An 8,791-nucleotide genomic window follows, 5' to 3' on the forward strand; every position below is an offset into this window, starting at 1 on the left:
TTATCATCAAAGCAGGTTAGTCTCTCATATAAGCAGTCCCTGGCAGAGGCTGAATGTTTTATGCAGGCGATAGACCAGTATTTGTTTTTTGAAAACATGCTCAGTTTGATACCTGGTGTTAGCTTTTAAGGAGGATGCTGATACAGAGGGGGAGGATCGAAAGCACAGCGGCTAAGGTCTCTGGAGCTGAAAAACGATCACCACTTGTCCGGATGATGTATATATAGGTTTATTCGCAAAGGTTCTAACCACGTTTATCCTGAAGGGACAGGAAAACATGGGATTTGTATCAATTTTTACTAACTTTCAGCTTTATCCAGTCAAGCAGTAACGCTCTTGAAGGACAAGAACAATATTCCTGAGTAATGAAAGTAATAAGTAAAGAAGAATTCGCTAAAGCAACCCGCATCGACAAGCTTCATCTTCCAGGCCTTGCATCTCTTCTTATGGAGGTAATGAAGATTAATCATGTAAACGAGGCGTTCTCAAAAGCACAACATCTCGAAGGCGTTGACTTTATCGATAAAATTCTGGAAGTGCTTGGCATTCGGGTGGAGTTCGATCCGAAAGAACTTGCCAATCTGCCTGCCAAAGGTGCTTTCATCGCGATAGCTAATCATCCCTACGGTGGTGTTGAAGGACTGGTATTGTTAAAGATTCTGTGCATGGCCCGTCCGGAAGCTAAACTGATGGCTAACTTCATCCTGAAGAAAATACCGAACCTTAGTGAATATTTTATAGCTGTAAATCCGTTCGAAAACATTGAGCATTCTTCCAGCATTAGCGGAATTAAAACTACACTAGCTTTATTGAAGCAGAACGTGCCTGTAGGTATTTTTCCGGCAGGAGAAGTTTCTACATATAAAATGAATACGTTGCAGGTCACAGACAGAATGTGGCATCCTGTTGTCGGAAAGATTATTGCAAAAGCCGGAGTGCCAGTGGTGCCGGTTTATTTTCACGGAAACAACGGACTGTTGTTCAATATCCTCAGCCTGATCCATCCTGCGCTCAGAACGGCAAAGTTGCCCTCTGAATTATTCAACAAGCAGGGGCATACTATAAAATTGAGGATTGGTAAGCCAATCCTTCCGGATGAAATTCCGTTTCAAAGTAATACAACAAAACTTCTGGCTTATCTCCGGGCAAAGACATATTGCCTGGGTACGAGTCTCGAAAACGACAGGAGGCTTTTTAATCCCCGGAACCTTTTTAAGATCAGAAAAAGGGCTGAGCCCATTATCCCGGCAGTCCACTCAGACTTGCTTGAATCCGAGGTAAAGATACTGAGAGAAAAGCATTGTGTGTGGCAGGAGAAACAATATGAGGTGTTTATCACTCCTACGACACTGATACCGAATATTATTAAAGAAATAGGCCGTCTGCGCGAAATGACATTCAGGTTGATTGGCGAAGGCACCAATAAGTCGTCGGATCTTGATGGATATGATATATACTACCATCATCTTTTTATTTGGGATACCGAAGCTAAGTTAATCGTCGGAGCATACCGCATCGGCAGGGGAGACGAAATATTTTTCAGCATGGGAAAACAAGGATTTTATACATCCAGTCTTTTTAAAATAAAAGATCAGTTTTACCCTGTTTTAAGAAAGAGTCTGGAATTAGGGCGCTCCTGGATCAGAAAAGAGTATCAGCAAAAGCCGCTTCCTTTATTTCTTCTATGGAAAGGGATCCTGAAATATCTGCTTACTCACCAACAATATCGTTATCTGATCGGGCCAGTGAGTATCAGCAATAGTTTCTCAAAATTCTCCAAGTCCCTTATTGTTAACTACATTACCCGCTTCCACTTTGATCACGAGATGGCGGAATATGTAAAGCCTAAAAAACGTTTTAAAGTTGATTTTTCTAAAATTGACTCAGATCTGCTGCTTGAGTCGAAAGATTCTCTGAAGTCTCTCGACAGCCTAATCTCCGAAATAGAGGTATCGCATATGAAGGTACCGGTCCTTCTCCGTCAGTATATAGCTCTGAACGCTAAAATAATATGCTTCAATATTGATCCGAAATTTGCGGACAGCCTCGACGGATTCCTTATTCTCGATCTTGAGAATGTACCGAAAGAAATGGTTGAAAAGCTCGGAAAGAACTTGTAAGCGCACGCAGTGCAAATGAGCGTTCAGGTTTTAGAGAAAGGCAAATATACGACCTGCACAACTAGCGCCTGGCTGAAAGCTAAGGTGTGCTTATTTATTGAAATCAGGCGTTAATTGCCTTCCACAACAGATCTTTCAGTTCCAGTAATCCTTTTTGAGCAACAGACGAAATAAAAACATAAGGAACGTCAGGCACTTCGGTTCTCATCTCCCCGGTTAATTCCTCGTCGAGCATGTCCGATTTACTGATCGCCAGCATACGGGGTTTATGCATCAGTTCAGGATTGTAGTCATTAAGCTCTTTCAAAAGGATATCGTATTCTTCCCTGATTGTTCTGTTGGTATCAGCCGGCACGAGAAAGAGAAGCACAGAGTTTCTCTCTATATGCCTTAAAAACCGCAGGCCCAGCCCCTTTCCTGTTGAAGCTCCTTCAATAATGCCCGGAATATCGGCCATTACGAATGAACGGTTATCACGGTAAGATACAATTCCCAGATTAGGGACTATGGTGGTGAAAGGATAATCTGCAATTTCTGGTTTTGCAGCAGAGACGACAGATAAAAGAGTCGATTTTCCTGCATTAGGAAAACCAACGAGCCCTACATCTGCCAGAACTTTTAGTTCAAGTACGATCCATCGTTCACCACCGGATTCTCCTGGCTGAGAAAATCGCGGAGTTTGCAGCGTAGGTGTTTTAAAGTGCCAGTTTCCCAAGCCACCCCTGCCTCCCGGCGTAAGGATTCTTGTTTCACCATCAGAGGTTATTTCAAACAACATTTCACCGGTTTCTGCATCTTTAGCTATAGTGCCGAGAGGTACCTCCAGGATTTCGTCCTTACCATTTTTTCCACTCCTCAAAGCACTGCCACCAGTCTCGCCATGTTCTGCAATGACATGTTTCCGGTATTTGAGATGCAGGAGTGTCCACAGCTGACTGTTTCCTTTAAGAATGATATGTCCTCCCCTGCCTCCGTCGCCGCCATCAGGTCCGCCCTTCGAAGTAAACTTATCCCTGTGAAGATGAGCAGATCCAGCTCCTCCGTTGCCTGAACGGCAACAAATCTTCACATAATCCACGAAATTCGATCCCTGAGCCATTCCTGCCTGATGATGAGATGTGCACCTGCTTTAAAAGCTATCTGTCACACGGACTATCTCCTCAAAAATAGTCTCAATGCTGCCAATGCCGTTAATGCTGAAAAATTTACCCTGCTGTTTATAGAACCCGGCAACCGGAGCAGTTTTGTTGTTATATTCCTCTATTCTTCTGCGAATGATAGCGGGATCAGCATCGTCTGAACGGCCTGAATCCTTTCCCCGAAGAAGAAGTCTTTTTTCAAGCTCTTCATCATTTACTTCCAGGGCAATCATACCCGAAATAGCGGTACTCTTGGAAGCCAGGAGAGCATCGAGAGCTTCAGCCTGCGCTACAGTACGCGGAAAGCCATCGAAGATAAAGCCGTTGGCATCTTTGTTAGCGTCCAGTTTATTGCTGATCATTCCGATTACTACTTCATCCGGCACCAGTAGCCCCTGATCCATGAGTTTCTTTGCCTCAAGGCCGAGTTCAGTACCATTGGCAATTTCACTTCTGAGAATATCGCCTGTAGAAAGATGGACTAATTGATACTTTTCAATTAGCTTTTGAGACTGCGTTCCCTTACCGGCGCCCGGCGGGCCAAATAAAACAAGATTTAGCATCAAGATTATTTTTAAAATGTGAAAAGCCTTTCCGTTTTATCGAAAAGGCTCTATTTGTTGTGGACTTGAAGGGAGTCGAACCCCTAACCTTCTGATCCGTAGTCAGATGCTCTATCCAATTAAGCTACAAGTCCGTCCCTTAATGGACTGCAAAGATAGAAGGAAAAAATTAACATCCACAAAAAAAAATTAATTTTTCCTTTCCGTGCAGCACTGTTTGACGGTATACGACTCTTTCTGTGAACTTTATCATGTAAAAACCGGTCGCAGAATTTTCTGCTACCGGCGTTCTATAGTTCCTTATGACTGTTTTCCTTTACCTGGCTTAGATATAGATTCTCTCATATCGGTATCCGATTTGAGGTTTTGCATTCTGTAATAATCCATTATTCCCAGGTTGCCTGAGCGGAATGCCTCTGCCATAGCAAGGGGAAGCTGTGCTTCAGCCTCGATCACCTTTGCCCGGGCCTCCTGTGCTTTCGAACGCATTTCCTGTTCGGAAGCAACTGCCATTGCCCTGCGTTCCTCAGCGCGGGCATTTGCCACTTTCAGGTCAGCCTCGGCCTGATCGGCCTGCAATTTAGCTCCAATATTATCGCCAATGTCGATATCTGCAATATCGATTGACAGGATTTCAAATGCCGTACCGCTGTCAAGTCCCTTCTCAAGCACCGTCTTAGAAATCCGGTCGGGGTTTTCAAGTACCTGTTTGTGATTCGTAGAAGAGCCTATAGTAGTAACGATACCTTCACCGACACGAGCGAGAATAGTTTCTTCTCCGGCACCACCTACCAGCTGGTTGATATTTGCCCTGACTGTAACCCTGGCTTTAGCAACCAGTTGAATCCCGTCTTTGGCAACTGCCGCAACGGGGGGAGTATTAATTACGCGCGGATTCACGGATAATTGTACCGCATCAAACACATCGCGGCCTGCAAGATCGATTGCTGTTGCCAGCTTAAAATCAAGCGGAATATTGGCCTTGTCTGCTGAAATAAGGGCCTTTATCACATTATTCACATGCCCTCCGGCCAGATAGTGTGTCTCAATTTCATTTGAGCTAATATTAAGGCCTGCCTTCGTTGAAGTGATCATCGCATTCACCACCAAAGATGGTGACACCTTCCGCAACCTCATCAGCAATAAATTCAAAAGGTTCACTCTTACTCCCGAAAGCTGGGCTGTGAACCAAAGGTTTACAGGCAAAAGATACAGGAAGAGGAACAGGGCGATAAATACGCCAACTACTGTTAATAACAAATTGACATCCATTTTTATATAGTATATTGGTATTCTAACTTTTTATAGCCTCCTTGATAGCGTCGAAATCAGGAAGATCTGCTGCCTGCTCGAGTACCTCCGCATAAATAACTTCCTGTTCTTCGTTTATCACAAAAACGGCTCTTTTCGCAACACCTTTTAAGCCGAATACAAATTCGTCATAAATGGCTTCATAAGCCTCACAAACATCACGGTTAAAATCAGACAATAATAAAAACTGATAGTGATTCTCCTCTTTAAACCTGGCGAGTGAAAAAGGTGAGTCAACCGAAATTGCCAGTATCGCTGCACCGTTGTTTTCATAATACTCAAAAGAATCTCTTATAGTACACAGCTGAGCTGTACATACTCCCGTAAAAGCTAAATTAAAAAAATGCAGCACAACTTTTCTTCCTGTATAATCAGATAGCGAAATTTCTTTAAGATCAGAACTATAAAGAGTGAATTGTGGTGCCTTTTGTCCTGTTGTCAGTGCCATAGATTTAAGGTTTCAAGACTTTCAATAATTGTCTTTGGATGCTATTTATTTTGCTAAGATACTTTTTAATTCGAAACATAAGCAATTCTTTGCCGCCCATTATCTCTCATTCAGGGTCACATTTTCTTTACGCTCTGCATTTGCAGATCAAGCAATTTAAGCCCTTCTCTGAATGAGCGGGGGTGATAGTTCAGTTCCTGCCTTGCCCTGTCGAGTATAAAACCAGTCCTTTCCGGGCGTACAGCGCTTTGATTTAACGTTTCTGATGATACCGGCTCTATGAGGGTTTTATCAAGCTTCCAGTAATCCGCCACCTCAAGTACCAACTCATGTATACTCTTCATATCCCCGCCCGAAATATGTAAAATCCCGGTTACACCCTTTTCCGCTACTCTCAGGCATGCCTCTGCAAGGTCTTCAGCTAACGTCGGCATTCTCCACTGGTCGTTCACTACGCTTATATTCTTATTTTTCTCCAGTGATGATTTTGCCCATAACACAAAATTCGAACGGCTCATATCACCGGTAATTCCGTATACCAGAATAGTCCGGATGATTGTCCACCTGCAGGACGAACTTTTCAGGTAATCTTCTGCATCTGCTTTGCTCCTTCCATAGAAGCTCAGGGGGTTCGGCTGCGCATCCTCCCGATAAGGACCTTCCTTTCCGTCGAACACAAAATCTGTAGATAGATGAATAAGATGAGCTCCTGTTTCACCGCAAAGAAGTGCCAGTGTTTTTACGGCGTCAGTATTAATCAGGCGGCACTGCTCTCTTTCTGTTTCACATACATCGACATTTGTGAGAGCCGCAGTATTGATCACCACGTCGGGGTTGACCGAACGGAAAACCCCGGCAATGTCATTCTCATTACTGAGATCCATTTCTATATAAGTATATCCCTGCTTTTCAGGATGACGGTTCTGCCCTTTAGAGGTTGCAATAAGACTGGCCCGGCCCGAAGATAAAATAAGGCTTGTGATCTTCTGACCTAACAATCCATTACTTCCTGTAACTAATATTGTTTTCATTTTACTGGCTTTTCTGACATACAATTATCCTGCACCGGCATTACTTGCGGCTGGATTAAAACAACCCGGAACAAAAAGGATGTTAATTGGGTGCCTTCACAAATATCGTTCTTAATTGAAATCAACGGAGACCTTTTTCAGCTGAGTTTTTAAGACTTTTCCGTTTGTTCCTTTTGGTGTAATATATAATGAATATTACGAGAAGTGCAATTATAATGACCCATATCCAGGGTTGCGCATACCATACATCGTTGCCCGCAACAATGCTTTCGTCTTTATCCGATGGAAGATTACCCTGCGGGTAAGCCCCCCGCCAGCTTAAGCTAAAAAGCAATAACCCTGTTAATCCGGCAATTTTTCCAGCATTCATGATCCAAATCATTTTCTTTTAAGAAGAACAGAGTTACATTCGTCAGGTTTGATATAACTTAAGTTGAGTTTCACCATTAACAGGCCGGGCGATGAGGAATATCAAACCAGCAAAGTCAAACACGGCACCGTGCATGAAAATTAAAATCTTTCATACAAGCCATTTGATTTTCAAAGATAAAGCGTATTATTGCAAACCCAAAAAGCGACCTTAAAAGTGGCTTTAAAACAGTGAAAAATAACATATTTACTCCAAAAATTATATGCCAAACGTTGGAAAAATAGCGCAAATCATTGGAGCGGTAGTTGATGTCAGCTTCGCCGATGAGGCAAAACTCCCTAAAATTTACAATGCATTAGAAGTTGTAAAGCCTAATGGACAGGTTATCATTCTTGAAGTCCAGAATCACCTGGGAGAAGACAGGGTTCGTACAATTGCGATGGACTCTACTGACGGGCTTGTACGCGGGATGGACGCTGTAGATACTGGCGCTCCCATCAAGATGCCTGTAGGTGAAGAAATTAAAGGTCGTGTATTTAACGTAGTAGGTGACCCTATCGATGGTATCGCAACTCTCGATAAATCGAATGGTCGTCCTATCCATGCTACACCTCCCCGTTTCGAAGATCTTTCTACAGAAACGGAAGTATTGTTTACAGGGATTAAGGTAATCGACCTTCTCGAACCATACTCTAAAGGAGGGAAAATCGGATTATTCGGTGGTGCGGGTGTTGGAAAAACCGTATTGATCCAGGAGTTAATTAATAATATTGCGAAGGCATATTCGGGATTATCCGTATTTGCCGGTGTAGGTGAGCGTACACGTGAAGGAAATGACCTTCTTCGTGAAATGCTTGAATCGGGCATTATCAAATATGGCGAAGAGTTCATGCACGGAATGGAAAAAGGTGAATGGAATCTCGACAAGATTGACGCCGAACAGCTAAAAGATTCTAAATGTACCTTTGTATTCGGTCAGATGAATGAGCCTCCCGGCGCCCGTGCCCGTGTTGCATTATCCGGTCTTACCGTTGCTGAATATTTCCGTGACGGAGATGGCCAGGGCCAGGGACGTGATATCCTGTTCTTCATTGACAATATCTTCCGTTTCACCCAGGCGGGTTCTGAAGTATCTGCACTGTTAGGCCGTATGCCTTCAGCGGTAGGATACCAGCCAACTCTGGCAACAGAAATGGGTTTGATGCAGGAACGTATCACTTCAACCAAGCGTGGATCTATCACATCTGTTCAGGCGGTATACGTACCAGCGGATGACTTGACAGACCCTGCTCCTGCTACAACCTTTGCTCACCTTGATGCCACTACGGTATTATCCCGTAAAATCGCTGAGCTTGGTATCTATCCTGCGGTTGACCCTCTTGACTCTACTTCACGAATCCTGAGCCCAATGGTTCTTGGTGAAGAGCACTACAGAACGGCGCAACGGGTTAAAGAAATCCTTCAGCGTTATAAGGAACTTCAGGACATCATTGCAATCCTCGGAATGGATGAACTTTCTGAAGATGATAAACTGACTGTTGCCCGCGCACGCCGCGTTCAGCGTTTCTTATCTCAGCCTTTCCACGTAGCAGAACAGTTTACAGGATTAAAAGGAGTACTTGTTGATATTAAAGAGACTATTAAAGGCTTTAATATGATCATGGACGGAGAAGTTGACGAGTACCCTGAAGCCGCCTTCAACCTGGTAGGAACCATTGAAGATGCAATTGAAAAAGGCAAGAAAATCCTTGCAGAAGCAAATGCGTAACTTAGTTATGAGTTATGAATTATAAGTTCTGAATTGCAGGC

8 protein-coding genes and 1 tRNA gene are annotated in these 8,791 nt (G+C 43.5%); 2 read left to right on the forward strand and 7 right to left on the reverse strand.

Annotation, left to right across the window (positions count from 1 at the left end; translation table 11 throughout):
* Positions 1–365 precede the first annotated feature (365 nt).
* Positions 366–2,120 (forward strand): lysophospholipid acyltransferase family protein, encoded by a 1,755-nt coding sequence (locus DDR33_RS18910; protein ID WP_109417369.1) that lies wholly within the window; start codon positions 366–368, stop codon positions 2,118–2,120.
* 103 nt (positions 2,121–2,223) lie between these two features.
* On the opposite strand, the gene obgE is transcribed toward DDR33_RS18910, so the two are convergent.
* The 7 genes from obgE to DDR33_RS18945 form a co-directional block, all read right to left on the reverse strand.
* On the reverse strand, positions 2,224–3,219 hold the full coding sequence (gene obgE / locus DDR33_RS18915) for a GTPase ObgE (protein ID WP_109417370.1): 996 nt from the start codon (positions 3,217–3,219) through the stop codon (positions 2,224–2,226).
* A gap of 30 nt (positions 3,220–3,249) precedes the next feature.
* On the reverse strand, positions 3,250–3,822 hold the full coding sequence (locus DDR33_RS18920) for an adenylate kinase (protein ID WP_109417371.1): 573 nt from the start codon (positions 3,820–3,822) through the stop codon (positions 3,250–3,252).
* 60 nt (positions 3,823–3,882) lie between these two features.
* Positions 3,883–3,956: transfer RNA gene (locus DDR33_RS18925), tRNA-Arg, on the reverse strand.
* 166 nt (positions 3,957–4,122) lie between these two features.
* Positions 4,123–5,094 (reverse strand): flotillin-like protein FloA, encoded by a 972-nt coding sequence (gene floA, locus DDR33_RS18930; RefSeq protein ID WP_109417372.1) that lies wholly within the window; start codon positions 5,092–5,094, stop codon positions 4,123–4,125.
* 22 nt (positions 5,095–5,116) lie between these two features.
* A complete protein-coding gene (locus DDR33_RS18935) occupies positions 5,117–5,581 on the reverse strand; it encodes a redoxin domain-containing protein (protein WP_109417373.1) in 465 nt (154 codons plus the stop codon).
* 116 nt (positions 5,582–5,697) lie between these two features.
* Positions 5,698–6,612, reverse strand: coding sequence for an SDR family oxidoreductase (locus tag DDR33_RS18940; protein WP_109417374.1), 915 nt, complete (start codon positions 6,610–6,612; stop codon positions 5,698–5,700).
* Between the two features lie 121 nt (positions 6,613–6,733).
* Positions 6,734–6,982, reverse strand: a complete 249-nt coding sequence (locus DDR33_RS18945) for a hypothetical protein (RefSeq protein WP_146198811.1) — start codon at positions 6,980–6,982, stop codon at positions 6,734–6,736.
* Between the two features lie 262 nt (positions 6,983–7,244).
* Between DDR33_RS18945 and atpD the strand changes: the two genes are divergently transcribed.
* The gene (gene atpD, locus DDR33_RS18950) at positions 7,245–8,750 is read left to right on the forward strand and encodes a F0F1 ATP synthase subunit beta (RefSeq protein WP_109417376.1); all 1,506 of its coding nucleotides are present in this window, start codon (positions 7,245–7,247) and stop codon (positions 8,748–8,750) included.
* The last annotated feature ends 41 nt before the right edge of the window (positions 8,751–8,791 follow it).

Origin of the sequence: Pararcticibacter amylolyticus (assembly GCF_003130405.1) — a bacterium.
GTDB classification, from domain to species: Bacteria; Bacteroidota; Bacteroidia; order Sphingobacteriales; family Sphingobacteriaceae; genus Arcticibacter; species Arcticibacter amylolyticus.

What these genes read in the sequence shown, in the direction of transcription:
- DDR33_RS18920 (WP_109417371.1), bottom strand. Translation starts at nt 3,822, where the DNA reads ATGCTAAATCTTGTTTTATTTGGCCCGCCGGGCGCCGGTAAGGGAACG.
- atpD (WP_109417376.1), top strand. Translation starts at nt 7,245, where the DNA reads ATGCCAAACGTTGGAAAAATAGCGCAAATCATTGGAGCGGTAGTTGAT.
- DDR33_RS18935 (WP_109417373.1), bottom strand. Translation starts at nt 5,581, where the DNA reads ATGGCACTGACAACAGGACAAAAGGCACCACAATTCACTCTTTATAGT.
- DDR33_RS18910 (WP_109417369.1), top strand. Translation starts at nt 366, where the DNA reads ATGAAAGTAATAAGTAAAGAAGAATTCGCTAAAGCAACCCGCATCGAC.
- DDR33_RS18945 (WP_146198811.1), bottom strand. Translation starts at nt 6,982, where the DNA reads ATGAATGCTGGAAAAATTGCCGGATTAACAGGGTTATTGCTTTTTAGC.
- floA (WP_109417372.1), bottom strand. Translation starts at nt 5,094, where the DNA reads ATGGATGTCAATTTGTTATTAACAGTAGTTGGCGTATTTATCGCCCTG.
- DDR33_RS18940 (WP_109417374.1), bottom strand. Translation starts at nt 6,612, where the DNA reads ATGAAAACAATATTAGTTACAGGAAGTAATGGATTGTTAGGTCAGAAG.
- obgE (WP_109417370.1), bottom strand. Translation starts at nt 3,219, where the DNA reads ATGGCTCAGGGATCGAATTTCGTGGATTATGTGAAGATTTGTTGCCGT.